Origin of the sequence: Roseovarius sp. MBR-6 (assembly GCF_040547525.1) — a bacterium.
Taxonomy (GTDB): Bacteria; Pseudomonadota; Alphaproteobacteria; order Rhodobacterales; family Rhodobacteraceae; genus Roseovarius.
The window spans coordinates 132,955-157,974 of record NZ_JBEPPW010000008.1; the positions used below are offsets into that span (position 1 = coordinate 132,955).

At 68.0% G+C, this 25,020-nt stretch carries 30 protein-coding genes; 12 read left to right on the top strand and 18 right to left on the bottom strand.

Annotation, left to right across the window (positions count from 1 at the left end; genetic code table 11):
- Positions 1-6: 6 nt before the first annotated feature.
- Both ABIE57_RS12095 and hrpB read right to left on the bottom strand, forming a co-directional pair.
- Entirely contained in the window at positions 7-456 is a 450-nt protein-coding gene (locus ABIE57_RS12095; RefSeq protein ID WP_354539281.1) for an NUDIX hydrolase, read from the bottom strand.
- Positions 457-544: 88 nt separating this feature from the next.
- Positions 545-2,995, bottom strand: coding sequence for an ATP-dependent helicase HrpB (gene hrpB, locus ABIE57_RS12100; protein ID WP_354539282.1), 2,451 nt, complete (start codon positions 2,993-2,995; stop codon positions 545-547).
- Positions 2,996-3,132: 137 nt separating this feature from the next.
- Between hrpB and meaB the strand changes: the two genes are divergently transcribed.
- Complete coding sequence (gene meaB / locus ABIE57_RS12105) at positions 3,133-4,107, top strand: methylmalonyl Co-A mutase-associated GTPase MeaB (RefSeq protein WP_354539283.1); 975 nt, start codon at positions 3,133-3,135, stop codon at positions 4,105-4,107.
- A gap of 3 nt (positions 4,108-4,110) precedes the next feature.
- Here meaB and ABIE57_RS12110 read toward each other — a convergent pair whose 3' ends face one another.
- Positions 4,111-4,347 (bottom strand): DUF8831 family protein, encoded by a 237-nt coding sequence (locus tag ABIE57_RS12110; RefSeq protein ID WP_354539284.1) that lies wholly within the window; start codon positions 4,345-4,347, stop codon positions 4,111-4,113.
- 121 nt (positions 4,348-4,468) lie between these two features.
- On the opposite strand from ABIE57_RS12110, the gene ABIE57_RS12115 reads away from it, so the two are divergent.
- The gene (locus ABIE57_RS12115) at positions 4,469-5,185 is read left to right on the top strand and encodes a M48 family metallopeptidase (protein WP_354539285.1); all 717 of its coding nucleotides are present in this window, start codon (positions 4,469-4,471) and stop codon (positions 5,183-5,185) included.
- A gap of 83 nt (positions 5,186-5,268) precedes the next feature.
- Positions 5,269-5,532, top strand: coding sequence for a DUF6455 family protein (locus tag ABIE57_RS12120; protein WP_354539286.1), 264 nt, complete (start codon positions 5,269-5,271; stop codon positions 5,530-5,532).
- 9 nt (positions 5,533-5,541) lie between these two features.
- Here the strand turns inward: ABIE57_RS12120 and trhA are convergent, their stop codons facing one another.
- Positions 5,542-6,192, bottom strand: coding sequence for a PAQR family membrane homeostasis protein TrhA (trhA, locus tag ABIE57_RS12125; protein WP_354539287.1), 651 nt, complete (start codon positions 6,190-6,192; stop codon positions 5,542-5,544).
- A gap of 192 nt (positions 6,193-6,384) precedes the next feature.
- Between trhA and ABIE57_RS12130 the strand changes: the two genes are divergently transcribed.
- The gene (locus ABIE57_RS12130) at positions 6,385-6,696 is read left to right on the top strand and encodes an ETC complex I subunit (RefSeq protein ID WP_354539288.1); all 312 of its coding nucleotides are present in this window, start codon (positions 6,385-6,387) and stop codon (positions 6,694-6,696) included.
- Positions 6,697-6,698: 2 nt separating this feature from the next.
- On the opposite strand, the gene ABIE57_RS12135 is transcribed toward ABIE57_RS12130, so the two are convergent.
- From ABIE57_RS12135 to ABIE57_RS12155, 5 genes are all read right to left on the bottom strand, one after another.
- Positions 6,699-7,043 (bottom strand): helix-turn-helix domain-containing protein, encoded by a 345-nt coding sequence (locus ABIE57_RS12135; protein WP_354539289.1) that lies wholly within the window; start codon positions 7,041-7,043, stop codon positions 6,699-6,701.
- A gap of 402 nt (positions 7,044-7,445) precedes the next feature.
- Entirely contained in the window at positions 7,446-9,008 is a 1,563-nt protein-coding gene (locus ABIE57_RS12140; RefSeq protein ID WP_354539290.1) for a trimethylamine methyltransferase family protein, read from the bottom strand.
- Between the two features lie 52 nt (positions 9,009-9,060).
- On the bottom strand, positions 9,061-9,966 hold the full coding sequence (locus ABIE57_RS12145; RefSeq protein WP_354539291.1) for a DMT family transporter: 906 nt from the start codon (positions 9,964-9,966) through the stop codon (positions 9,061-9,063).
- Positions 9,963-10,658, bottom strand: coding sequence for an HAD family hydrolase (locus ABIE57_RS12150; protein WP_354539292.1), 696 nt, complete (start codon positions 10,656-10,658; stop codon positions 9,963-9,965). The genes ABIE57_RS12145 and ABIE57_RS12150 overlap by 4 nt, the downstream gene beginning before the upstream one ends.
- Positions 10,655-10,939 carry a DUF3572 domain-containing protein gene (locus tag ABIE57_RS12155; protein WP_354539293.1) on the bottom strand — a complete coding sequence of 95 codons (285 nt, stop codon included), beginning with the start codon at positions 10,937-10,939 and terminating at the stop codon, positions 10,655-10,657. Before ABIE57_RS12155 ends, ABIE57_RS12150 begins: the two co-directional genes overlap by 4 nt.
- Positions 10,940-11,036: 97 nt before the next feature.
- Here ABIE57_RS12155 and ABIE57_RS12160 point away from each other — a divergent pair, with 97 nt between their 5' ends.
- The gene (locus ABIE57_RS12160; protein ID WP_354539294.1) at positions 11,037-12,410 is read left to right on the top strand and encodes a diguanylate cyclase; all 1,374 of its coding nucleotides are present in this window, start codon (positions 11,037-11,039) and stop codon (positions 12,408-12,410) included.
- Here ABIE57_RS12160 and ABIE57_RS12165 read toward each other — a convergent pair.
- Positions 12,377-13,318: an AraC family transcriptional regulator gene (locus ABIE57_RS12165; protein WP_354539295.1), complete on the bottom strand. Its 942-nt coding sequence runs from the start codon at positions 13,316-13,318 to the stop codon at positions 12,377-12,379. The two genes, ABIE57_RS12160 and ABIE57_RS12165, sit on opposite strands and share 34 nt — an antisense overlap.
- 123 nt (positions 13,319-13,441) lie before the next feature.
- On the opposite strand from ABIE57_RS12165, the gene ABIE57_RS12170 reads away from it, so the two are divergent.
- Positions 13,442-14,254 (top strand): cysteine hydrolase family protein, encoded by an 813-nt coding sequence (locus ABIE57_RS12170; protein WP_354539296.1) that lies wholly within the window; start codon positions 13,442-13,444, stop codon positions 14,252-14,254.
- 135 nt (positions 14,255-14,389) lie between these two features.
- Positions 14,390-15,280, top strand: a complete 891-nt coding sequence (locus tag ABIE57_RS12175) for an S-methyl-5'-thioadenosine phosphorylase (RefSeq protein ID WP_354539297.1) — start codon at positions 14,390-14,392, stop codon at positions 15,278-15,280.
- A 21-nt stretch (positions 15,281-15,301) separates the two neighbouring features.
- Here the strand turns inward: ABIE57_RS12175 and ABIE57_RS12180 are convergent, their stop codons facing one another.
- The 4 genes from ABIE57_RS12180 to ABIE57_RS12195 are packed head-to-tail and all read right to left on the bottom strand — an operon-like array spanning position 15,302 to position 18,217.
- Complete coding sequence (locus tag ABIE57_RS12180) at positions 15,302-16,207, bottom strand: OmpA family protein (protein ID WP_354539298.1); 906 nt, start codon at positions 16,205-16,207, stop codon at positions 15,302-15,304.
- 1 nt (position 16,208) lies between these two features.
- The gene (locus ABIE57_RS12185) at positions 16,209-16,775 is read right to left on the bottom strand and encodes a peroxidase-related enzyme (RefSeq protein ID WP_354539299.1); all 567 of its coding nucleotides are present in this window, start codon (positions 16,773-16,775) and stop codon (positions 16,209-16,211) included.
- 3 nt (positions 16,776-16,778) lie between these two features.
- On the bottom strand, positions 16,779-17,498 hold the full coding sequence (locus ABIE57_RS12190) for a GNAT family N-acetyltransferase (protein WP_354539300.1): 720 nt from the start codon (positions 17,496-17,498) through the stop codon (positions 16,779-16,781).
- Positions 17,495-18,217, bottom strand: a complete 723-nt coding sequence (locus ABIE57_RS12195) for a competence/damage-inducible protein A (protein ID WP_354539301.1) — start codon at positions 18,215-18,217, stop codon at positions 17,495-17,497. The genes ABIE57_RS12190 and ABIE57_RS12195 overlap by 4 nt, the downstream gene beginning before the upstream one ends.
- A 45-nt stretch (positions 18,218-18,262) precedes the next feature.
- On the opposite strand from ABIE57_RS12195, the gene sfsA reads away from it, so the two are divergent.
- The 5 genes from sfsA (at position 18,263) to ABIE57_RS12220 (ending at position 22,379) form a co-directional block, all read left to right on the top strand.
- On the top strand, positions 18,263-18,994 hold the full coding sequence (sfsA, locus tag ABIE57_RS12200) for a DNA/RNA nuclease SfsA (RefSeq protein ID WP_354539302.1): 732 nt from the start codon (positions 18,263-18,265) through the stop codon (positions 18,992-18,994).
- Positions 18,995-19,036: 42 nt separating this feature from the next.
- A complete protein-coding gene (gene map, locus ABIE57_RS12205) occupies positions 19,037-19,921 on the top strand; it encodes a type I methionyl aminopeptidase (protein WP_354539303.1) in 885 nt (294 codons plus the stop codon).
- 164 nt (positions 19,922-20,085) lie between these two features.
- Positions 20,086-21,114, top strand: coding sequence for a DMT family transporter (locus tag ABIE57_RS12210; RefSeq protein ID WP_354539304.1), 1,029 nt, complete (start codon positions 20,086-20,088; stop codon positions 21,112-21,114).
- The gene (locus tag ABIE57_RS12215) at positions 21,111-22,016 is read left to right on the top strand and encodes a DMT family transporter (protein ID WP_354539305.1); all 906 of its coding nucleotides are present in this window, start codon (positions 21,111-21,113) and stop codon (positions 22,014-22,016) included. The genes ABIE57_RS12210 and ABIE57_RS12215 overlap by 4 nt, the downstream gene beginning before the upstream one ends.
- A gap of 96 nt (positions 22,017-22,112) precedes the next feature.
- Complete coding sequence (locus ABIE57_RS12220; protein WP_354539306.1) at positions 22,113-22,379, top strand: glucose-6-phosphate isomerase; 267 nt, start codon at positions 22,113-22,115, stop codon at positions 22,377-22,379.
- Between the two features lie 92 nt (positions 22,380-22,471).
- Here the strand turns inward: ABIE57_RS12220 and queF are convergent, their stop codons facing one another.
- Genes queF through queC form a run of 4 tightly spaced genes read right to left on the bottom strand, consistent with a single transcriptional unit; the run spans position 22,472 to position 24,717 of the window.
- A complete protein-coding gene (gene queF / locus ABIE57_RS12225) occupies positions 22,472-22,936 on the bottom strand; it encodes a preQ(1) synthase (RefSeq protein WP_354539307.1) in 465 nt (154 codons plus the stop codon).
- Between the two features lie 13 nt (positions 22,937-22,949).
- Entirely contained in the window at positions 22,950-23,672 is a 723-nt protein-coding gene (queE, locus tag ABIE57_RS12230) for a 7-carboxy-7-deazaguanine synthase QueE (RefSeq protein WP_354539308.1), read from the bottom strand.
- Entirely contained in the window at positions 23,669-24,025 is a 357-nt protein-coding gene (locus ABIE57_RS12235) for a 6-pyruvoyl trahydropterin synthase family protein (protein ID WP_354539309.1), read from the bottom strand. The genes queE and ABIE57_RS12235 overlap by 4 nt, the downstream gene beginning before the upstream one ends.
- Positions 24,025-24,717 carry a 7-cyano-7-deazaguanine synthase QueC gene (gene queC, locus ABIE57_RS12240; RefSeq protein ID WP_354539310.1) on the bottom strand — a complete coding sequence of 231 codons (693 nt, stop codon included), beginning with the start codon at positions 24,715-24,717 and terminating at the stop codon, positions 24,025-24,027. The genes ABIE57_RS12235 and queC overlap by 1 nt, the downstream gene beginning before the upstream one ends.
- Positions 24,718-25,020 lie beyond the last annotated feature (303 nt).

Sequence of the window (25,020 nt, forward strand, 5' to 3'; positions counted from 1 at the left end):
GCGGGGTCAGAAGGCGCGCAGGATATCCTGCAATTCGGGCTCTTCCACCATCTGCGCGGCCTTTTTGGGGCGCACCCAGAGGCGTTGACGCTGGCCCGCCTCGGGAAAGCTGCTCGCCAGACCATCCGCACGCAACCGCACCTTGTAAACCTGCGTCACCAGGAGCACGCCGCTGCCATCCTTGAGAATTTTCTCATAGCGGAATTGCCCGCAGGGCCGCGCCTTGTCGGCCTCGGCGCGCACGCCCGCCTCTTCCCAGGCCTCGCGCAGCGCCGATTGCGCAGGCGTCAGCCCCTCGATGGGCCAGCCCTTGGGCACAATCCAGCGCCCGGTGTCGCGGCTGGTGATGAGCAGGATCTCTTTTTGTCCCTTCACCTTGCGCCAGCAAAGCGCCGCGACCTGCATGTCAGGCGGGTGCGTCGCCGCCGCGCCAGCGCGCGCAGAAAGAGAGGACATCTTGACCATTCGGACCCCTGCTCGGGTGGGCGATCGACTTATTCATTGATCCTATAGTTTAAGTGCAAATGAATGATTTAGCAAATCACTAAGTGTTGCGGGGCTTGGCGCGCAGCGTCGGGTCGGCCTCGGTCGGATCCTCGGGCCAGGGGTGACGAGGGTAACGGCCGCGCATCTCCTTGCGCACCTCCGCATAGGAACTGGCCCAGAACCCCGGCAGGTCCATCGTCGTCTGAAGCGGCCTGCCCGCCGGCGACAGCAGCGTGACGCGCAGCGGCTGGCCCGCCACGGCCGGATGGGTGGTCTGGCCGAACATCTCTTGCAGGCGCAGCGTGATCTCGGGTGCCTCGCCGGAATAGTCGATGGGAATGCGCCGCCCGAGCGGGGTGGTGAACTGGCTCGGCACGGCGCGGTCGAGCGTCTGGCGCTGGTCCCATGTCAGCATCGCCTCAAGCGCCGGGGCAATGTCGAAGCCCCGCCAGTCCTCCGCCGTTTTCACCCCCGCGACATGCGGCAGGAGCCACGCCTCCAGCCCCGTCATCAGCGCCGCCTCGGACATGTCCGGCAGGGACGGATCGCGCGCGCGCAGAAGCGCCACGCGCGCCGCCAGCCGCCGCGCAGGCGCGCTCCAGACCAGCCCCAGATCGCGCACGCCCTCGAGCATGGCGCGCGCCACCGCCTCGGGCGGCACGTCGGGCCAGGTCCGGTCGTCGAGCACCAGCGCGCCAAGCCGCTCCCGCCGCCGCGCCACCACGCGCCGCACGCGCCGGTCCCAGGCGCAGACATCGTGCCAGCCGATACGCCCGGCATAAAGCCCGCGAACCTCCGCCTCGGATATGGCGATGGCCTGCCGGATGCGGGCCTCGCGCGGGTCGCCGTCAAGGTCCGTCGCCACGATGAGCCGCGCCCCCGCCAGCGGATCGCCCTCGGGCAGCACCGCCCCCTTGCCACCCGAAAGCACGAAACGCGGCGCCTCGCCCTTGCGGCGCAGCCCGATGCGGTCCGGATAGGCGAGCGCGGCCATCTCCGCCGCACTCTGCCCGCCGTCACGACCCTGCGCCTGCGCCCGCAGGCGTCTGGCCTCGGTGCGGATACGCTCCACCGTGCCGCGATGCGCCTCCCACGGATGACGCCCGGCATAGCCGCGCGGATCGCGCACCGCCCCGAGCCGGAGCGCAAGGTCCACAGGCGCGGCACGCGGCAACGGGTCGCGCTCGGCCAGCAACGCGGCAAGGTCCGCAGCCTCCGGCCCCGCCACGCTCAGCATATGCGCCAGACGCGGATGCAAGGGCAGCGCGGCAAGGCGGCGGCCATGCGCGGTGATCGCGCCGCGCGCATCGAGCGCACCGAGATCCGTGAGCAGCGCGCGCGCCTCGGCAAAGCTGCCGGGATTGGGCGGGGTGAGAAAGGGCAGCGCCTCGGGCGCGGCCCCCCAGAGCGCCAGCTCCAGTGCCAGACCGGTCAGGTCGGCGGCCTCGATCTCGGCAGGCGGAAAGGGGCCAAGCGCGCCCTCCTCGCCGCGCGTCCATAGCCGGTAGCAGACCCCCTCGGCCACGCGGCCCGCGCGCCCTGCCCGTTGCGCCGCCTCGGCGCGGGTCACCCGCTCGGTCACAAGCCGCGCCATGCCAGAGCCGGGATCGAACCGCGCGCGCCGCGCGCGGCCTGCATCCACCACCACGCGGATATCCTCGATGGTGAGCGAGGTCTCGGCGATGGCCGTGGCCAGCACCACCTTGCGCCCCGAAGTCACCGGCGCGATGGCGGCGCGCTGCGCCGCGAAATCCATCGCGCCGAAGAGGGGCCGGATCTGGCACCCGGATGGCAGGCGACCTTTCAGCAGCGCCTCTGTGCGGCGGATCTCGCCCTCGCCGGGCAGGAAGACCAGCACGCCGCCCGCCGTCTCGGCCACGGCCCGCGCCACAAGATCGGCCACGACCTCGGGCAGGCGCGCGCCCTTGGGCAGGGGCCGGTCCAGCCAGCGGGTCGTGACCGGAAAGCTGCGCCCCTCCGAGGTGATCACCGGCACATCCCCCATCAGCGCCGCCACCGGCCCGGCGTCGAGCGTGGCCGACATCGCCAGCAGCATCAGATCCTCGCGCAGCGCGCCCGCCACCTCGAGACAAAGCGCCAGACCCAGATCGGCATTGAGGGAACGCTCGTGAAACTCGTCAAAGATTACCGCGCCCACGCCGGGCAGGTCGGGCGCGCCCTGCACCATGCGCGTCAATATCCCCTCGGTCACCACCTCGATGCGCGTCGCGCGCGATACCCGCGCCTCGCCCCGGATGCGGTAGCCCACGGTTTCGCCCACGGCCTCGCCAAGGCTCTCGGCCATGCGCTCCGCCGCCGCACGTGCCGCCAGACGGCGCGGCTCGAGCATCACGATGCGCCCAGAAACCAGCCCCGCGCGCAGCATCTCGAGCGGCACGACCGTGGTCTTGCCCGCCCCGGGCGGGGCCTGCAATACGGCGCGCCCGCGCGCGCGCAAGGCGACCAGCAGGTCGGGAACAGCGTCGAGAATGGGCAGTCGCAGGCTCATCCCCCGCTTATCGGACAGGCGCGCCCGCTTGGCCAGAGGCGCGGCCCCGTTTCACTGTTCCAAAAATACTCATCTCTCCCGCTCTGGACACGCGCGGCCGCCCGGGGCAAGAAGACCCCGCACCAAAGGGCGGCCCCATGACCGAGGACGATCTCAGCGACAGGGTTTTGCACGGCGACCGCCGCGCGCTGGCCCGTGCCATAACGCTGATCGAGAGCGCGCGGCCCGATCACCGCGCGGCGGCGGCGCAGCTTCTCGAACGGGTCAACCGGGCCGGGCGCACGGCCATCCGTATCGGCCTCTCGGGCACGCCGGGGGTGGGCAAATCCACCTTCATCGAAAGCTTCGGGCTCATGCTGACCGCGCAGGGGCTGCGCGTGGCGGTGCTCGCTGTCGATCCCTCCTCGGCGCGCTCAGGCGGCTCGATCCTCGGAGACAAGACGCGGATGGAGCGGCTTTCGCGCGATCCGAACGCCTTCATCCGCCCCTCGCCCAGCCGGACGCATCTGGGCGGCGTGGCACGGCGCACGCGCGAGGCGGTGATGCTGTGCGAGGCGGCGGGATATGACGTGGTGCTGATCGAGACCGTGGGCGTGGGCCAGTCCGAAACCGTGGTGGCCGAGATGGCGGATATCTTCGTGCTGTTGCTGGCGCCTGCGGGCGGCGACGAGTTGCAGGGCGTCAAGCGCGGGATCATGGAAATCGCCGATCTCATCCTTGTCAACAAGGCCGATGGCGATCTGAAACCGGCGGCGATGCGCACGCGGTCGGATTATGCGGGCGCGCTGCGCCTCTTGCGCAAGCGCGCGCAGGACCCCGAGGGCTTTCCCAAGGCGCTGACGGTCTCGGCGCTGGCCGAGGACGGGCTGGCGGCGGCCTGGGACGAGATGCGTGCGCTGGTCGACTGGCGACGCGCGGAGGGGCATTTCGCCGCCCGCCGCATCGCACAGGCGCAAAGCTGGTTCGTCGAAGAGGTGAAACAGGGCCTGCTCGCGCGGCTCGAGACGCCCGCCAATCGCGCCCTGATGGAGGGTTTCGCCCAGGAGGTCGCGCGCGGTGAGATCACGCCCACGGTCGCCGCCGCGCGGATGCTGGCGCGGATTGGCGGCTAAGGCTCAGGGGCTGGCTTCGCGCAGATAGACCCCCTCGGGCAGGTCGAGCGCTGCACCCAGATCGCGCAATTGCGTCATCGACAGCGTGATCTTCTGCACCCGGTCGGTGCGCGGGTCGTATTGCTCGATCGTCACGCATTCCTCGAAGGCGTTGACGATGACATCCTCGGCCAAGGGCACCTCGCCCTCGTCCACAAGGGTGATCACGGTCGAGTCGAATTCGTGTTCGATGGAAAACATGGGGATAGCGTATCGCGTCGGCGGAGGATTGCAACGGGCGATGGCGCGCAGGGGCAAAGGGGGTGGCGGGGCGGCGCAACCCTGCTAAAACGAAGGCAGTCGAGTTTAACGAGGAGTTGTCATGCGCTGGATTGCCTGCCTTGCCCTGATCGGCCTTGCCTCCTGTGTCGAGGTGACGCAGACCAGTCAGACCACCCGCCCCGCGCCGCAGCCCGCCGCCGCGCAGCGCCCGGCCCCGCCCGTGGTCACGCGCGACAAGGTGCAGCAGTTCCTGACCGTGGTGCAGCGGGTGGAGCCGGTTGCGGAACGCGAATGCCGCGCCCGCGCGCCAAGCTCCAATTGCGATTTCCGCATCGTGGTGGATGACCGCCCCGGACAGCCCGTGAACGCCTACCAGACGCTTGACCGCAACGGCCAGCCGATCCTTGCCTTCACCCTGCCGATGATCGCCTCGGTGCGCAACGCGGATGAGCTGGCCTTCGTCATGGGCCACGAGGCCGCGCATCACATCGCGGGCCATATCCCGCGCCAGCAGCAAAGTGCGGCCGCGGGCGCGCTCATCCTCGGCGGCATTGCCGCCGTCACCGGTGCCGGACAGGGTGCTGTGGATCAGGCGGCGCGCCTCGGCGCGGGCGTGGGCGGGCGCGCCTTTTCCAAGGAGTTCGAGCTTGAGGCCGACGCGCTTGGCACCGTGATCGCCCATAAATCGGGCTATAACCCGGTGCGCGGGGTCGAATTCTTTTCGCAGATCCCTGATCCGGGGAACCGCTTTCTCGGAACCCACCCGCCAAATGCGCAGCGCATCGAGACGGTGCGCCGGGTGGCCTCAAAGCTCTGAGGCGTGGGGCCTGATTTGACGCAGATCAAAGCGTGAATGTCCTCTTTGCGGCACCCTTCTGCGCAATCAACAGGAGAGTTCCCATGCAAAGTGCCCGCACGCTCAAACATCACGCCGGCCTTGTAGACCGTATGGCCACGGTTCAGGGTGTTGATCTGGAGGAGAAAATGATGGAGGGGTTGCTGACCCCCGGTGACTTGGGGGATGCCGTTCTCGCCTGCACCGGCTGCGCCAATCCCGGTGACTGCGAGCATTGGCTGGACGCGCGGCCCGACAGCGGGACCGCGCCGGATTATTGCCGCAACGTCGATCTCTTCGCCGATCTCAAGGCCGGTCGCCGCGCCTGAGGCGGCGCGTCAGAGCGCGGTCGCCAGCGCCGTGCTGATACCCAGAAAGAAGCACCCCGTGGCCAGCGCCACGAAGAGGTGCCAGATCGCGTTGGCAAAGCGCAGGCTTTCCCAGGCGTAGAACACCACCCCCGCCGTGTAGAGCAGCCCGCCTGCCACGATGAAGCCAAGGCTTGGCCCCGGCAGCACACCCGCAAGCGGCAGGATGAGCGCGACCCCGAGCCAGCCGAGCGCGATATAGGGCAGCCAATGGGTTGTCATCTGGCCGCGCGGGCGGCGCAATTTGGACACCGCGCCCGCCAGCGCCAGCGCCCAGACCGCCGCCAGCACCGCGTAGCCGAAAGCGGTGTTCAAAATCACGCCGAGCGGCGTGAAGGTGCCCGCAATCTTGATATAGATCGCCGCATGGTCTAGGCGGCGCAGCACCGGGCGCGCCGGGGTATGGGCAAAGAGGTGATAGGCCGCCGAGGCCCCGAGCATCGCAATCAGCGCCAGCGAATAGACCAGCACCGCCGCGAGCGTCACCCCGTCCATCCTGAGCGCCCACATCGCCAGAAGCATCGCCACCCCGGTCACGGCGGCCAATAGCCCGGTCACGTGCACCGCGCCATCGGCCACGCGTTCCGCTCTGGAGTAAAGTGGGTAAGCGCCCTGTGCCATCCGGACAGACTTGCACCAAACCTGTTACGATTCCATGAAATTTTGCATTTTACACAATTACGTCACGGTATGTGACCGAGGCGACGCTCAACCCGATGTCGCGAACCGGTCGAGTGCGCCCATTTGACCTTGCCCCTTGCGTCATCGTCCCCATTTTGGGATAAGTCAGAGGCTGAAATCAGGAGTGTTCCCATGGCTGCGCGCATCTACAAACCCGCCCGCACTGCGATGCAGTCGGGCACCGCCAAAACACGGCATTGGGTGCTGGAATTCGTCCCCGGAACGGCGCGCGAGGTCGATCCATTGATGGGCTGGACCTCGTCGGGCGACACTCAGGCGCAGGTGCGTCTGCGGTTTCCCACCAAGGAGGCGGCGCTCGACTATGCCAAGGATCATGGCATAGACGCCGTGGTGCAGGACCCCAAACCGCGCAAGGCCAACATTCGCCCCGGCGGCTATGGCGAGAACTTTGCAACCTATCGCCGTCAGGTCTGGACGCACTGATTTCAGTGTAAATCGGGATAAATCGAGCTCGGATTAGGGGTAAGGATCCGGCGCGGCCTTTGCCGACATGGCATCCCGGCGGTCTGTCCGAGCGGCAGCTTGAACAGACCGGGTGAGCTGCCCCCCGCCACGCCCTCATCGAGATACGGCTCTTGCCAGCGCCGAACCGTGGGCTTCGACATGTTCGTTCGCCGCATGATCTCGAAGGTGCCATGGCCGTCGACCGTGGCAAGCACGATCCCCGCACGCCAGACAAGCTTGCGCGACGCGATGCGGTTGATAATCAAATCCTGACGCTCGGATCGGTCGGCGGAGCCAAGGTGAAGGCAGATGTCCGAGCGTCTCATCCGCCAACCATGCCACAGCGAGAAGCGCCGGGAGTCCTACGCCAGGTGCAGAGCAGTAGTATTCGACACCTGACACAAAGTGCCCGATGCTGCACGGGGGAACGTTCGTGGCCTGTTGCTGACATTGGTGGAGCCGCGCGAGGGCCCGACCGCGGGTGGGCGCTGCAACAGCGTTGGTGAGCGCTTTATGGTGCCAAATACTGGAACGATTGTAGGGGTTTCAACGTCGAAAAAGCGCCCGCCCGGGGGGCGGTCGGGCGCTCGCGCGGCGGCGCGCCAAGGCGCGCCTTGATTCCGCGCGGGGGACAGGGGGCGAATGTCAGCTCAAGGCCAAACACGGCCTTTCAGCGACGTCCTCGACGCACCCCCGCCAGAAATACCGATGCCGTTTTCGGCCCCATCTCAGAAATCCGTCGGCGCCCCGCCCTCGGTCTTGCGCCGGGCGACGAAACCCGCCAGTTCCTCGCGGATGGCCTCGTCCATCGGCGGGGCCTCGAACCCTGCGATGATGTCCTGAAACACCTGATGCGCGCGCGCGGGCGTCCACACTGCACCTGCCGCCTCCCACGCCTCGTAGTTGCGCCAGTCGCTCAGGAACGGCGCGTAGAACGCCGTGGTGTAGCGGTCCTGCGTGTGCTGGATGCCGAAGAAGTGCCCCTTGTCGCCAACCTCGCGGATCGCGTCCACGGCGATTTCCTCGGGGCCGGTCGCCGTCAGAACCGGGTCCATATACCGCTGAATCTGCTGTAAAATCTCGCAATCCATGATGAATTTCTCCGGGCAGGCAATCAGCCCGCCCTCGAGCCATCCGGCGGCGTGATAGACCATATGCGCGCCTGCCTGCACCGCCGACCACAGGCTGTTGGAGGTCTCCCACATCGCTTGCCCGTCGGGCACATTGGCCGCGCAGACCCCGCTCGCGCGCAGCGGCAACCTGTAGAACCGCGCCAACTGCCCGGTCATCTGCGTGGCGCGCATGTATTCGGGCGTGCCGAACGCGGGCGCGCCGGATTTCATGTCCACGTTGCTGGTAAAGGTGCCGATGGCACAGGGCGCGCCGGGGCGGATGATCTGCGCCAGCACCACCGCGCAGAGCGCCTCGGCAATCGACTGCGCCACAGCCCCCGCCATCGTCACCGGTGCCATCGCCCCGGCCAGCGTGAAGGGCGTCACCACCAGCCCCTGCCCCCGCCGCGCCAGCCGCATCCAGCCATCGAGCATCGGATAGTCATGCTTGAGCGGTGAGGTGGAGTTGATGTTGGTATACATGCGCGGGGTCGCCTCGAAGTCCTCGTGGCTGAGGCCCCCGGCAATCCTGACCATCTCCATCACGTCATCCACCCGCTCCGCGCCCAGGGAATAGGCGTGCATCGCCTTGTCGGTCAGCGTCAGCTTGTCATAGAGAACGTCCAGGTGACGGATGCTCGGGTGAATGTCCTGCGGCTCCACCGGATAACCGCCCGCAAAATGGATGCAGTTGAAATACTGCGTCAGTTTCAGAAGGTTCTGGCACATCTCGCGGGTGCCCGACACCTTGCGCCCGATCTTCATGTCCCAGTAGGAGGGCGGCGAGGAGACATTGCCGAAGTTGAGATGATTGCCCCCCATGGTGATCCGGCGATCCGGGTTGCGCGGCGTGATGGTCCAGCTTTCGGGCGCCTTGGCGATCATCTCCATGACGAAATCGCGGCCCATGCGGACATTCTCGCCAGTGATCTCGCACCCGCCCGAGGCGCGCAGAATGGCCACCGCCTCGGGGTTCAGAAACTCGATCCCGATCTCTTCGAGGATCCGCATCGCGCCGTCATGAATCGCCAGCACGCCCTCCGGCGAAAGCGGCTCAACGGGTCGGTCGATATTGATCGGCGGATTCCACGGCATCTGCTCGATCGCGGCACCCCCGCGCCGCGCGGCATTGCCCGCGCGCCCGCCGCTGCGTGTCCTGCGTTTGAGATCTTCGGCCATGTCGCGCCCTCCCGGTGCTCGTGCCCCCCACGAAACACCGTGTGCGGGCGCGTCACCCGCCGCTTTGCGACGCAGCCTGTCGTTTTTTCCCCTCGGCGCGCCGATGCCCCTCATGCCAGAGATAGAGCGCGAGGCTCACCACCACCACAGCACCCCCGGCAAGCATCACCGGCGTCGGTCGTTCCCCCACGCCCAGCCAGACCCAGAGCGGGCCAAGCACCGTCTCAAGCAGCAGGAGCAGGCTCACATTCGACGCATGGGTGTGGCGCGAGGCCATCGACAATGACAGGAAAGACACCGGAAGGATCACAAGACCACAAACCGCGATGGCCCAGACCGTGCCTTCGGTCATCTGCGCCGGTCCTGTCACCGCCCAACCGGTCGCCCCCGCCAGCACCGCCCCCAGCCCGAGCACGAGCGGGATCGGCATGTCGGGGCGTGCGCGCAAGAGCACGAAGTTGAGCGCCAGAACCAGCGCCACCCCCAGCCCCGCCGCAAGGCCCAACCCCGCGCTGCCCGCGCCCGTGCCGTCGCCCCCCGATACCGCCAGCGCCAGCCCCGCCAGCACCGCCACGATGGCGGCCCAGGTGGCGGGGCGCGTCCGCTCGCCCATCACCAGCCAGGACAAAAGCGCGGCAAAGACCGGCGCGCACGCCACCCCCAGAAGCATCACCGCCACCGGTGCGTGCGCGATGCCAAGGCTGAACAGTGTCATGTTGGCGTATTGCGTCACCACCAGCAGCGCGCCCATCCCCGTCGCCAGCGCCGCCAGATCGCGCGCTTTCGCCCGCGCCGTGACGGCCCAGAGGCACAGCATCACCGCCCCCATCAGCCCCCCGCGCCAGCCCACCATCTGATAGCCCGCCATGCCCGAGAGCCGCATGAAAAGCGCATCGGGCGTGAGGATCAGCGCCCCGAACACGGCCAGCGCCAGCCCGAAGAGCGGATGGCGCGTCACGCCGCCAGCCAGCCGGGCAGATGGCCGATATCGGGCAGGACCGCATCGGCGAAGGGCATGAGATCCCCGGCCAGCGCCGTGCCGGTGAGCACGCCGACACAGGCCATGCCCGCCCGGCGCCCGGCGATCAGGTCATGGGTGCTGTCGCCCACCATGACCACGCGCGTCGGGGCCACGCTGACCGCGCGCGCGAAGGCCAGCAACGGCTCCGGCGATGGCTTGGCCCCGTGCCCCGAATCGAACCCCGCGACGAAATCGAACCGCTCCAGCACCCCCGCCGCGCCCAGATGCGCGCGCGCGCCGTATTCGGTGTCATTGGTCATCACCCCAAGGCGCAGACCCTGCCCGCGCAGCCCGTCGAGATAGGGCCCAAGCGGCACGGCGGGTGCCAGCGGCGCTTGCGCCGCGCTCAGCATCAGGTGCTCCTCGATCGCGGCCACGCCGCGCCCCGGCAGCGCCCCGGCCAGACATTCCGCCGCCTCGCGGTTGGTCCCGGCGATGACCGGGCTTGTCGGGCGGAACCGGCGCGCGGCAAGGTCGTAATCGACCGCAGCGGCAAGCCGCACCACAAGCGCGCCATCGCCCGCCGCCAGATCGTGCAGCACCTCATGCGCCCAATGGCTCCAGGTGGCGTGAAAATCAAAGAGGGTGCCATCCTTGTCGAACAGCACCGCATCGGCGCGCAATCTCATGTCCAGCTCATCTCCTGCCCGCCCGGAAGGGCCGCGCGCGCCCGCATCGGCACATCGTATTTGTGGCCTTGCGCGTCACAGAAACCCACCACCCATTCATCATCCATCATCAGGAAATCCAGCACCGCGCCCAGAAACTCCGCCTCCGCCGCGCGCGCGTGAAAATCCGCCTCCGAGGCCCCTGTCGCGCCCAGAAACACCGGCCACAACTCGTCATTCCCGGCCAGCCAGGCCAGCGCCTGAAGCGCGACCGTCTCGGCGGATTCCCGCTCTATCGTCATCGCATGGTCATCTTTGTTAATTTCCGGAAAGGTTTTCTTAACCACTTAGCGCGAGACTGTGGCAAAGGTAAACGCTCAGATCAAAGGCGCAGCCGCAATGTCGGGCACCATTCTCATCGTTGACGATCTGGCCACCAACCGCATCGTCCTGAAGGTCAGGCTTTCCTCCACGCCGTATCGCGTGGTGCAGGCAGGCACGGCGCGCGAGGCGTTGCGCCTTGCCACGGCCGAACCGCCCGACCTCATCCTTGCCAATGCGCGCCTCGACGGGCAGAGCGCCGAGCCGCTCCTGCGCGCGCTGCGCCGGGTCGAGCGTCTTGCCCATGTGCCCGTCGTCCTGCTCCAGAGCGAGGATGACACACCCAAGCGCCTGGCACTTCTGCGTGCGGGTGCCGATGAGGTGCTGACAAAGCCGGTATCCGAGCCGCTGCTGCTCGCGCGGCTGCGCAACCTCCTGCGCCAGCGCAACGCCGAGGAGGAATTGATCGGCCAGACCGGCAGCACATCGGGCTTTGCCGAGGCGCGGGCACCCCTTGCCCTTCCCGGACAGGTGGCCCTCTTCGGCCCCGACCGCGCCGCAGCGCTGACGCTGCGCGCCCTTCTCGGCGAGGGCACGCCGCACCGGCTGAGTTGCCGCGCGCTCGACGACGCCCCCCCGCCCGCGGCGCAGGACGCCTTTGTGCTTACCCTCGGTTTCGCGCAGGCCGAGGAGGGCTTGCGCCTTCTGGCTGACCTCAAGGCCACGCCGGGCACGCGCCACGCGCCGGTTCTGGTCCTGCTCGACCGCGATGCCGCGGCGCTCGCGGTGACGCTGCTCGACATGGGGGCGGATGACGTGCTGTTTGCGCCGGTCGCGCCCGAGGAATTCGACGAACGCCTCGCCCGTCAGCTTGCGCGCAAGCGCCGCAACGAGACCTTGCGCGCACAGATGCGCTCGGGGCTCGAGGCGGCGCTGCGCGACCCGCTGACCGGGGCCCATAACCGCCGCCATGCCCTGCCCTGGCTGGAACGGCAGATCGCGCGCCTGCCGCTCACCCGCAAGAGCCTTGCCGTGATGGTGGCCGATCTCGATTTCTTCAAACAGGTCAACGACCGCCATGGCCACGCGGCGGGCGATGCGGTGCTTGTCGCGGTGACCGAACGTCTGCGCACGCATCTGCGCGCGGGCGATCTTCTGGCCCGGATCGGCGGCGAGGAGTTTCTCATCGCCCTGCCCGACACCACCCGCGCCGAGGCGCAGGAGGTGGCCGAGCGGCTCTGCGATGCGATCCGCGCCACGCCGGTTGCCGTGCCGGGCGCACGCGCGCCCATCGCCGTCACGCTCAGCCTTGGCGTGACCGTGGCCGAAGCGCGCCCCGGACTGCCCGCACCCACCATGCAGGTGCTGCTGGAAGAGGCCGACCGCGCACTCTATGCCGCCAAGGCGCGGGGCCGCAATCAGGCACGGTTCTGCACCCGCTCGGCGGCCTGATCGCCCCGCCGCCCGCGAAAGGCGCGCGGCGTTTCCCCCCACATGGCGACGAAGGCGCGGGAAAAGGCGCTGCGGCTTTGAAACCCCACCGCGCGCGCCACCTGATCCACCGGCGCGCGCCGCTCGGCCAGCATCTGCGCCGCCCGTGCCAGCCGCAGATCGCGCAAGAGCGTCATCGCGCCCTGGCCATAGGCGGCCTGGAATCGCGCGGCAAAGCGGGACCGGCTCAGCCCCGCCGCCTCGGCGAGGCTTTCGAGCGTATGGGGGCGCCCCGGATCGTCCAGCATCGTGCATAAACCCCGCCAAAGCCCCGGATCGGCCAGCGCGCCGAGCCACATAACCCCAGGATCGCCCGCCTCCAGCCGCGTGCGCAGCATCTCGATCAGGCATTGCAGCAGCAGCGCGCGCACCATCGCGCGCTGTCCGGGCCGCTCGGTCCCCATCTCCGCCACCAGCGCCGTCATCGCCTGCGCCGCCACCGGGCTTGCGGCCACATCAAGGCTGAGCGGCGCGCGCAACAGATCAATAAGCCCATGTGTGCCGCGCAGCCCCAGCGAGATCGTCGAGCACAGCACCACCATCACCCCCGCCCCCTCACCGCGCGCCACATGGCTTTCCAGATCGAGCCCCGCCGGACGGCACGCGGGCAGCCCCGCCTGCGCGCCGCCGCGATTGACAAGCGAATGGCTGCGGCTCGCGGGCACCAGCACCAGCCGCCCCGGCGCAAGGTCAAGCGGTGCCCGCCCCTGCACCGACAGCACCCCCTCGCCGCCCAGCACGTAATGCAGCGTTGCGCGCGGATTGCGCCCCAACCCCATGCTGCACACGCCCTCGAGCGCGCAGATGGCAAAGGGCTCGGCGCTGATCTCGAGCGCGTCGAGAATGCGGTCATGGGGGTGCGTCTGCATGATCCGATCCTGCCGCAACCCGAGAGAAAAGGCACGGAAAATTGATATGACGCCACAGATTCAGGACGCAAAGGCACATCACCCCCTCCAGACTGCCGACAGGATTCACCAAAGGAGGACCCCATGTGCAGTTGCCATGACCACGATCACGACCCCAAATTCACCCGCCGCGCCGCGCTGACCGGCACCGCCGCCCTTGCCGCTGCTGCCACAGGCCTTGCCGCCACCGGCGCGCGGGCGCAGGACAACCCCTATGCCCCGCCGGCCGAGCCGTTCCTGCCGCCAAGCGACATGGTGCTGGACCTTTCCCGCGCCGCCCTTGTCGTCACCGATCCGCAGATCGACTTTCTGTCGCCCGATGGCGTCGCCTGGGGCGCGGTCGGCGGGAGTGTCACGGCCAACAACACCGTCGAGAACATCGAGCGCCTGTTCAAGGCCGCCAAGGGCGCGGATATCCCCGTCGCCATCTCGCCGCATTACTACTACCCGACCGACAAGGGCTGGAAATTCGAGGGTGCGCTGGAAAAACTCATGCACGCCATCAACATGTTCGACCGGGTGAGCCCCGTCAGCATGGAGGGGTTCGAGGGCTCGGGTGCCGACTACATGCCGCAATACAAGCCCTATATCCTCGACGGCAAAACCATCATCTGCTCGCCGCACAAGGTTTACGGGCCGGAAACCAATGACCTCGCGCTGCAATTGCGCAAGGCGGGGGTGGATCAGGTGATTCTTGCCGGCATGTCGGCCAATCTCTGCACCGAAGGGCACATGCGCGAACTCCTTGAACAGGGGTTCGAGGTGGCCGTGGTCTCGGACGGGACGGCGGCGGCGATGCTGCCCGAGGGCGACGGTTATCTCGCGGCGCTCACCAATTTCCGTTACATGGCCAACGCGCTCTGGACCACGGATGAGGTTGTGGCGATGCTGGGCTGACACCCTCCGCCACCGGGCCTGCGATCCGGGGAGGAGGGCAGGCCCGGCCCGCGCGGGATCACGGACCCGCGCGGGCATTTTCTTTTGCCGCGATCCGGCCTAAGCCTTCTGCTGGGACAGTGAAAGGCTTGGGCAATGGCAAATACCATGATCGGGGTGATCGGCGGATCGGGGCTCTACGAGATCGACGGGCTGGAAGAGGCCCGCTGGCAGGAGGTGGCAACGCCCTGGGGGCCGCCCTCGGATGCGATCCTGACCGGCACCTTGGGCGGCGTGCCCATGGCCTTTCTGCCCCGTCACGGGCGCGGCCATGTCCATAGCCCCACCTCGGTTCCCTACCGCGCCAATATCGACGCGCTGAAACGGCTGGGCGTCACGGACGTGATCAGCGTCTCGGCCTGCGGGTCGTTCCGCGAGGAGCTTGCGCCGGGCGATTTTGTCCTTGTCGATCAATATATCGACCGCACCTTCGCGCGCGAGAAATCCTTTTTCGGCCCCGGCTGCGTGGCGCATGTGAGCGTGGCGCACCCGACCTGCGCGCGCCTCTCGGACGCCTGCGAACGGGCGGCGCAGGACGCGGGCATCACCGTGCATCGCGGCGGCACCTATCTGGCGATGGAGGGGCCGCAATTCTCGACCATGGCCGAATCTCGCCTCTACCGCGATCACTGGGGGTTCGACGTGATCGGCATGACCGGTATGCCCGAGGCCAAGCTCGCCCGCGAGGCCGAGCTTTGCTATGCCTGCGTGGCAATGATCACCGATTACGACAGTTGGCACCCGGATCACGGCGCGGTCGACATCACCGCCATCATTGCCACGCTGACGGGCAATGCCGACAAGGGCCGCGCCCTTGTTGCCCGCCTTCCTACGCTGCTGGGAGGGGTCCGCGCCCCCTGCCCGCATGGTTGCGACCGCGCGCTCGATTTCGCGCTGCTCACCGCGCCGGACAAGCGCGATCCGCAGCTTCTGGCGCGGCTCGACGCTGTGGCGGGGCGGGTGTTGGGCCAAAAGCACACCGGCTGAGGCGGAACACACCGGACGGCGCTACTCCAGCAACACCGCCTCGACCCGCCGATTGGCCTCGCGCCCTGCGGACGTGGTGTTGGGCGCGACCGGGGCAAGAAAGCCCACGCCATGCGCCTCAAGGCGCGTGCCATCGACCCCGTGCACAGCGATAAGGCGCTGGCGCACAGCCTCGGCGCGCGCCTGCGACAACGCTATGTTGGACTCAAGCCCGCCGACGCTGTCGGTATGGCCGACAAGGGCGATGCGCGCACCGGGAGAGGCGGCCATGAAGGCCGCAAGCGCCTCAAGATCGGGGTGCGGCCCGTCTCCGAGAGACCCGGCCCCGGTGGAAAAATCAAGACCGTCCAGCACCGCATGCCCCTGCGCCCGAAGCCGCGCCACCAGATCGCCCGTGGTCCCGGTCGCCGATTCCGGAACCGCCACGGTGTCAGGCGCGGGGCCTTCGCCCGGCCCGGCATGGGTCAGTTGCACATAGGCACGCTCGCCCGCGAGGCTGACGAAGAGCATGGCATGCTCGTCGCCGCGCCGCGCCAGAAAATAGCGGTAATCGAAGATGTTGACGAACATGGCAGGCGCGGGCAGCACCGGTGTGGCAAAGCGGAAATCGAAGCCGCCGCACCCGTCCGCCGCGCAGTCGAAGACCGGTTCCCAACCCGCCTTCTCCAGCGCCTCGCGCAGGGGGGCAAGCCGTGCCAGCGTGCCAAGGCCGCGTTCCGGCATCCGCCAGGCGCGGCTGGTGATGCGGCCATCGACGCGCTGGCGCGGCACCGCGCCACCGGAAAACGGCCCGGTGGGCAGATGAACCGTGCCCGCCTCGCGGATCACCTCGGCCGTGCGCTCGGTGCCCTCGGGCAGGGGCAGGTCCTGCGCCCGGACCGCCGGGGCCAGAAGCAGCCCAAGCGCAAGGACCGCCAGCCCGCGCATCCTAGCGCGCCTGCGAATGATACTCGGGATTGGGCACCATCCCGGTGGCCGAGGCGACGCGGTTCGACATGTTGAAGAACCCCGCCACATTGGCGATATCCCAGATATCGCGGTCGCTGAACCCATGCTCGCGCAGCGCGGCGCGGTCCGCCTCCTCGACGGTGGCGCTGGCCTGCGTCACCTTTGCCGCGAAATCGAGCATCGCGCGCTGGCGGGCCGAAATATCCGCCACGCGGTAATTCATCACCATCGCCTCTCCCAAGGCCGGATCGCCCGAGAGCGCCCGCACCGCCGCGCCATGCGCCACCTGGCAATACCAGCAGCGGTTGATGGAACTGACAACCACCGCGATCATCTCGCGCTCGAGCTTCGTGAGCCCCGAGGGGGCCAGCATCAGCGTGTTGTAAAGCGCGGTGAAGGCGTCAAGCTTTTCGATGTCAAAGGCGTGGGCGCGCAACACATTGGGCACGATCCCCAGCTTTTCCTCGCAGATCTCGAAATAGCGCCTCGTCGCCTCGGGCAGCGGATCGACGGGGGGCAGATCGAGGGCGGTGGGTTGGTCGGTCATGGCCTACTCCTTCAGGCGGTAATGATACGTCCCCGCGACGCGAAAGCCCATGGCGGCATAAAGCCCGTTCGCGGCGGCGTTGGCGTGGGTGCAGAGCACCGCGACATGCGCGGCGCCCTGCGCCTCGGCCCAGAGGGCGGCCTGCACCATCATCAGCCGCCCGACACCCGCGCGCCGGTGCCCTGCGCGCACTTCGAGCGCGTGGACCATGGCGACACCCGCGGCGATCGCGGCAAATCCCGTGCCTGCGGGCTGATCGGCGTGACGCGCGAAGAGGCCGGTTTTCGGTCCCCTCACCCGCGCCATCACCGCGAGGCGCGCCGGACCTATCCCGCCCTCGGCCCATATCTCGCGCATGATCTCGAGCGGCTCCCAGACGGCGAATGTCGCAAGACGCGGCGGACGCTCGCCCGTGAGCGCGCCCGTCGGTGCCACGAGCACATTGACCGGATCGACGATCCCGTAGCCGCGCCCCTCAAGCATCCGGTCAAGATTGTCCTCTGCCGCCCGCACCTGAAACAGGGGGGCCTGACCGCGCGCGCGCATCTCCGCCTCGGCGCGCGCCACGTCCTCTGCCGTCACCGGCCCCGACGCGGTCGCCGCCGAGACGCGCTTGCCGCCGCCCTCACCGTCGCGCAGCGTGACCGGGCCGAGGATATGGGTCGCGGCGGGCGGCCAAGTCGCCTCGGCCACGGCATAAAGCGTGTCAAGGTCGGGCGTCATGCGGGGAACATCCCGGCAAGCTCGGCCATGGCCGCATCGACGCGCGCGCCATCGGCCCCCCGGATCACGATATTCGCGCCGTGACAGCCCTCGCGGATGAACGGGTAGGAGCCGATGGAAAGATCGGGATAGCGCGCGGCCAGATCCCCGAGCGGGGCCGCGATATCGCCCTCGCCGCGCCGGATCTCGTAGCTTTGCGACAGAAGCGGTGCGCCGCCCGTGACCTTTGGCAGCACCGAGGCAAGCATCGCCTGAAAGATGGACGGCACCCCCGCCATGACATGCACGTTTTCGATGGTGAAACCGGGCGCGGCGCTGATCGGGTTCTCGATCAGCGTGGCCCCCTCGGGGATACGCGCCATGCGCAACCGCGCCGCGTTCAATTCCTGCCCGCGCGCGTCGTAATGCGCGGCAAGGATCGCGCGGGCGTCATCGCGCACGGAAATCGGGCGGTCAAAGGCGCGCGCCACGTTCTCGGCGGTGATGTCGTCATGGGTGGGGCCGATCCCGCCCGATGTGAACACCACGTCATAGGCGGCGCCAAGGGCCCGCACGGCGGCGACGATGGCCTCCGGATCGTCGCTGATCACCCGCACCTCGCGCAGGTCGATACCCGCGCGCGTCAACTCTCCGGCGAGGTAATGCATGTTGGCATCGCGCGTGCGCCCTGACAGGATCTCGTCCCCGATGACAAGCATGGCGGCGGTGGGGTTGGGCATGGCGGCCTCCTTGATCTGCGACCTGCCCCGGTATAGGCCCGCGCCATGCGCTTTCAAAGCCCCCTCCTGCCTGCCACCCTCATCCGCCGCTACAAGCGGTTTCTGGCCGATATCCGGCTTGATGACGGGACCGAGGCCACGGCGCATTGCGCCAATCCCGGCTCGATGATGGGGCTGGCCGCGCCGGGTGCGCGGATATGGGTGGAGCCGAACGACGACCCGCGCAGGAAACTGCGCTATGGCTGGCGGCTGGTCGAGACGGGGCCGGGCGCGCTGGTCTGCGTCGATACGGGCGCGGCCAACCGGGTGCTGCGCGCAGCCCTGACCGCGCGCGCCATCCCAGAGCTGGCCGCCTATGACCGGGTGCGACCCGAGCAACGCTATGGCGAGAAAAGCCGGGTGGATTTCCTGCTGTCGGGCGACGGCCTGCCCGATGCCTATGTGGAGGTGAAATCCGTCACCCTCTCGCGCCAACCCGGCCTTGCCGAATTTCCCGACAGCGTGACCGCGCGCGGCACGCGTCACCTGCACGATCTGGCCCGCGTCGCGCAATCGGGGGCGCGCGCCGTGCTTTTCTACCTTGTGCAGCGCGGCGATGCGCGCGCTCTCGGCGTCGCCGCCGATATTGACCCGGCCTATGCGGCAGCACTGGCCCATGCGCAGGCTGCGGGGGTCACGATCCTGTCATATTGCGCGGATATTTCGCGCGACATGATCACAATCGGTCACTCGTTGCCCACGATCGCGCCGCAACCTCTGGCCCTTGGCGGCAAATAGCCCTAATTAAAGCGAAAACCGGCGAAGACGACGAGGCATGACGTGAACGAACCGCATCGCGGCAGACAGACGCGCGAAGGCATCCGCATCCACGAGGCGGCGGATTTCGCGGGTATGCACAAGGCGGGGCAGCTTGCCGCGCGGATCCTTGACGAGATGGCGGGCCATGTCTTTGTCGGCCAGACGACCGAGGCGCTCGATGCGCTGATCGAGGAGAAGGTCAACGCCGCCGGGGCCAAATCCGCCACCATCGGCTACAAGGGCTATCGCCACGCAAGCTGCATCAGCGTCAACCACGTTGTCTGCCACGGCATCCCCGGCGCGCCCATCCCCAAGAGCGGGGCAGAAACCATTTCGCGCGATTACGAGAAGCGGCGCAAGGATGACGGGCTTCAGGATGGCGATATCCTCAATATCGACGTGACCGTGATCGTCGATGGCTGGTTCGGTGACACGAGCCGGATGTATGTGGCGGGCAAGCCGTCGGGCAAGGCCGCGCGCCTCATCGACGTGACCCATGACGCGCTGATGAAGGGAATCGAGGCGGTGCGCCCCGGTGCCACCTTCGGCGATATCGGCCACGCGATTCAGGCCTATGTGGAGGCGCAGCGCATGTCGGTGGTGCGCGATTTCTGCGGTCACGGCCTTGGCCGCGTGTTTCACGCGCCGCCCAACGTGCTGCATTACGGGCGTCCCGGCAGCGGCCCGCGCCTCGAGGAAGGCATGTTCTTCACCATCGAGCCGATGGTCAATCTCGGACGTCCCGAAACCGTGGTGCTTGACGACGAGTGGACGGCCGTGACGCGCGACAAGTCGCTCTCGGCACAGTTCGAACATTCGGTCGGCGTGACCGCTTCGGGGGCCGAGATATTCACCCTCTCGCCCGGCGGCCTCTTTCATCCGACATGGGACCGCGCGCAGGGCTGACGCCCGCGATATTCGTCGCAAACAGGCGAGACAGTCGCTTTTCGCCCTGACACGCTCATCCCATCCGGCGCAAGCGCCACCCCACAGCATGATCGACCCAAGACGCCCCGCTCACCGGGGTCAGGCCTTTGGGCTGTCTGCCCCCGAGGCCAAGGAGGCCCCCAATGGCGATGATGTCCGCCCATCCCGCCCCCGTGCCCTCGCGCGCTGTGCAGGGGATCGTGTGCATAGAGGTGGCGATGCTGCTTTTCGTGGCGCAGGACGCGGTGATGAAGGGGATGCTGACCAGCTACCCGGTCTGGCCGCTTCTCTTCGCGCGTTCGGTGGTGGCGGTGCTGGTGCTTGTTCCGCTCATTGCGTGGCTCGGCGGGCCGCACAGCCTGCGCTCGGCGCTCTGGCCCTTGCATATGGCGCGCGCCTTTCTCTTTGCCGTGGGCTTTGCGATGTTCTACGCGGCCTTCCCGTTCATGGGGCTGGCGGAAGTCAGCACGATCTTTTTCTCCGCGCCGCTGATGACGGCGCTCATGGCCGCGCTCTTTCTGGGCGAGCGGATCGGCGCGCATCGCGCGGCGGCGCTTGTCGTGGGATTCGCGGGCGTGGTCATCGCCATGAACCCGATGGGCGGTCATTTCTCGATGGTGGCGGTGCTGCCGCTTCTTTGCGCGCTCACCTATGCCGCCTCGCAGATCATCGCGCGCCGCATCGGCGAACGTGAAAGCACGCTCACGGTCGGGCTCTACACGCTCTGCTTCTCGGGGGTGATGATCGTGCCCATCGGCTGGGGCGTGGCGCATCTGGTGCCGTTGACACCCGAAACGGCCCATCTTCGCTGGGGCCTGCCCGACGGCGTGATCGCCGACCTGCCCCGCCTCGCCGGTCTGGGCGCGATCGGGATGGTGGCCTATATGCTGGCCTCGCGCGCCTATCAGGTGGCCGCCGCCAGCCTTGTGGCACCCTTCGACTATACCTACCTGCCCTTCGCCGTGGTGCTCGGCTATCTGGTCTGGGCCGAGGTGCCATCGCAGGCAACCCTCACCGGCATGGCGCTCATCATCGGCGCAGGGCTCTATATCGGCTGGCGGGAATTGCGCGCGGCGCGGCGCGGCGATGCCATTCCCGTCACCGCCGAGACCACCTTTGCCCCCGGCAGCCCCCTGCCCCCGCTCATGCCCGAGGAAGAGCGCGCGCCATGAGCCTGACCGCCGCCACACCCGAGCGGGACATGTCGGGCTATTTTCTGGTCTTCATGGCGGGCGTTCTGTGGTCCACCGTGGGCCTTGGCATCCGCCTCATCGACGACGCCGCTGTCTGGCAGATCCTGTTCTACCGCTCGATTGCCATGAGCGTGTTTCTCTATGCCGTGGTGCGATTGCGCAGCGGGCGCGCGCCCCTCTCGCTGATTGCCGCGATGGGATGGCCCGGCCTCATCGCCGGGGTGGCGCTCGTCGCCGCCTACACGGGCGCGATCTTTGCGCTTCAGACCACCTCGGTCGCCAATGCGATGATGCTTTTCGCCGCCGCCCCGCTGATGGCGGCGCTGCTCGGGCGCGTGCTTCTCGGCGAGCGTGTGCGCCGCGCCACATGGATCGCCATGCTGGTCGCGCTGTGCGGCATTGCCGTGATGGTCTGGGACAAGACCTCTGGCGCGGCGCTCCGGGGCAATCTTGCGGCTCTCGGCTCGGCGCTTGGTTTCGCGGTATTCACCGTGGCGCTGCGGCGTGGCAAATCGGTCGAGATGATGCCCGCCGTCCTGCTCTCGGGGCTGATCGGGACGGTGGCGATGGCGGCGATCTGTGCGGGCCTTGGCCTCTCGCTTGCACTCTCGCCGCGCGACGCGGGCATCGCTTCGGGCATGGGCGTGTTTCAGGTGGGTGCCGGGCTCGTGCTCTATACGCTTGGCTCGCGCAGCCTGCCCGCCGCCGAGTTGACGCTTCTCTCCATGGCCGAGGTCGTGCTCGGGCCGGTCTGGGTCTGGCTGTTTCTGGGCGAACAGGCCGAGCCGAGCACGCTCGCGGGCGGCGCGATCCTGCTCGCGGCGATTGCCGGCAACGCGCTCTCTGGCGCGCGGCGCAAGGTGGTGCCCCCCATCCCCTGACCGGCAATTCATTGCCGATGCGGTATTTTTCGCGGGAATATTTCCATCCGCGTCGCGTAATACCTATATCGGTAACAGGCAGAACAGGAGCATGACATGATACGCAACACGATCATCGGGGCAGTGGCGGGGCTTGCGCTCGCCGGGTGCCTCGACACCACCGACAACCGGGAACTGACCGGCGCCGCCATCGGCGCGGGCGTGGGCCTCATCGGCGCGGCCGCCTTTGACGTGAGCGCGGGCTGGATCGTGGCCTCGACGCTTGCGGGGGCTGCTGCGGGCACGCTCATCGCGCGCAACACGCGCACCAACCAGTGCGCCTATGCCAACGGTGACGGCACCTATCGCACCGTGCCCTGCTGAGGGTTCGGACCGGCGTCATCCCCGCGAAAGCGGGGATCTCGCCCGGAACAAGAGATCCTCGGGACAAGCCCGAGGATGACGGGTGCCACCCCCTACCCCCGCCCACGATAGGGCGGCACGCCCTGATCGGGCAGCCAGACGCCCTCGGGCGCGGGGCCGGTTTGCCAGAACACGTCGATGGGGATGCCGCCGCGCGGATACCAGTAGCCGCCGATGCGCAGCCATTGCGGCGAAAGGAAATCGACCAGCCGCCGCGCGATGGAAATCGTGCAATCCTCGTGGAACGCGCCGTGATTGCGGAAACTGGTGAGGTAGAGCTTGAGCGATTTCGATTCCACCAGCCAGGCCCCCGGCACGTAATCGATCACCAGATGCGCGAAATCCGGCTGGCCGGTCATCGGGCAGAGCGAGGTGAACTCGGGCGCGGTAAAGCGCACCGCATAGGCCACATCGGCCTGCGGATTGGCCACGCGCTCCAGTTCCGCCTCCTCGGGGCTTTGGGGTTGCTTCGTGACCCCGCCCAGCTGTTTCAGCCCCTCATAGATATTCTCGGCCATCGCCTTTCTCCTCTCAAACCCCGCGCCGGTTGCCCCAGAGCGTCACGTGAAGCTGCGGCAGCACCCGCGCGGCAAACCAGCCATCGGCGACCACCCGCCCGACCAGCCAGCGCATCCGCGCGTTGATCCCGTCGTGATCGACCACCGCGCTGTCATCCTCGGGCGGGGGCGGCGTGTGGTTGCCGGGTTGGAGCACCAGCGGCAGGTCAGGATAGCGCCCCGCCACCTGCCGCGCCCAGAGGTAATCCGCCTCGTCGAAAATGACGATCTTGAGCACCGTCTCGGCCCCCTTGGCGGCGGCCACGCAATCCGCGAACACCGCCCAATCCACCGCCATGCCCGAGGAGGGCGGCTTGGGGCTGAGCACCAGCATGTCAAGACGCGCGAACCAGTCGCGCGCGACCGAGCCTTGGGTTTCCATGGCAAAGCGATAGCCCTCCGCGCGGCCCGCCTCGATCAGCGGCCCCAGCGGCTGAATCGCCGGGTTGCCGCCCGAGAGCGTCACCGGCAAGGGCCGCCCGCCCGAGAGGCGCGCGACCTCTTCCATCACCGCTTCGGGCTGCATCGGCTGCCAGTCGTGGCGATACTCGGCGTCCACCGCGTGAAGGCTGTCGCACCACGAACAGCGGTAATCGCAACCGCCCGTGCGCACGAAAACCGTGGGCTGCCCGATGAGCGCGCCCTCGCCCTGAATGGTCGGCCCAAAAATTTCCGCGACGCGGATGGGGTCGGTCATGGCCGGTATTCCGCCCATGTCTTGGGGGTCTCGCTCACCCGCACCGCCGCAACCTCGGGCCAGCGCGCGGCGCACCAGTCGTGGAAATGCTTCGCCAGCCGCTCGGCGGTGACGCAGCCATCGCCCAGAACCTCGTTGAGGTGGCGGTGGTCAAGCTCGTTGTCGATATAGGCCTTGAGCGCGCCCAGATCGTGATAATCGCGCACAAAGCCGGTCTCACCCAACTCCTCGGCGGCGAGTTCCACCACCACGATATAATTATGCCCGTGCAGCCGCGCGCAAGGATGCCCCTCGCGCAGGCCAAAGAGCTGATGCGAGGCGGAAAAGTGAAACTCCTTGGTGATCCGATACATTACCGCCCCTCCACCGCTGCGCGCCAGAAATCCGGGTCGTCGTATTCCGTGGGGTCCGGCACGCCCGCGAGATGAAACGCCTCGCGCCGCTCCACGCAGGTGCCGCAGCGCCCGCAATGGCGCAGCCCCCCCTTGTAGCACGACCATGTCTCGGCGAAAGGCACGCCAAGCCGCGCGCCATCGCGCACGATGTCGGCCTTCGATCCGGTCACATAGGGTGTCCAGAGCGTCACCTCGGCATAGCCCTCAAGCGCGGCATCCTGCATCGCCTGGAACGCCGCGATGAAACCGGGGCGGCAATCGGGGTAGATGAAATGATCGCCGCCATGCACCGCCGCCGCCACGGCATCCGCCTTTTGCGCCGCTGCCATGCCGAAGGCCACGGCCAGCATGATCGCGTTGCGGTTGGGGACCACGGTGATGCGCATGGTCTCTTCGGCGTAATGCCCGTCGGGCACGGCGACCTCATCGGTCAGCGCCGACCCCGACAGCGCGGCACCGACGCTGCGCAGATCCACCACGCGGTGCGCCACCCCCAGACGGCGCGCGCAGGCGGCGGCGCTATCGAGTTCCTTCACATGGCGCTGGCCATAATCGAACGACAAAAGTGCCACGAGCCTGCGCTCGGCGGCGGCCTTGTGGGCAAGCGTGACGGAATCGAGCCCGCCGGAGCAGATGACGATGGTATCCATATCTCGTGTCCTTGTTTTTTAAAGCGGGTAGGCTGCGACCGCTTGGGCGTGCGTTTAGAGGATTTGCGCCGTGGAAACAAGATATGGCGCGCGGGGTTAAATCCACCGGCAAGGGCCGGGCCGAGCGTTCGACACCTGACACAACATGATCGATGCGGCACGGGGGAACGTTCGTGGCCTGAAGGGGACGGTTGGCGTGATTTTCTGAGCCGCGCGAGGGCCCGACCGCGGGTGGGCGCTGCTCGGGCTTTGGTGGGCGCTTTATGGTGCCAAATACTGGAACGATTGAAGGGAGTTTGACGT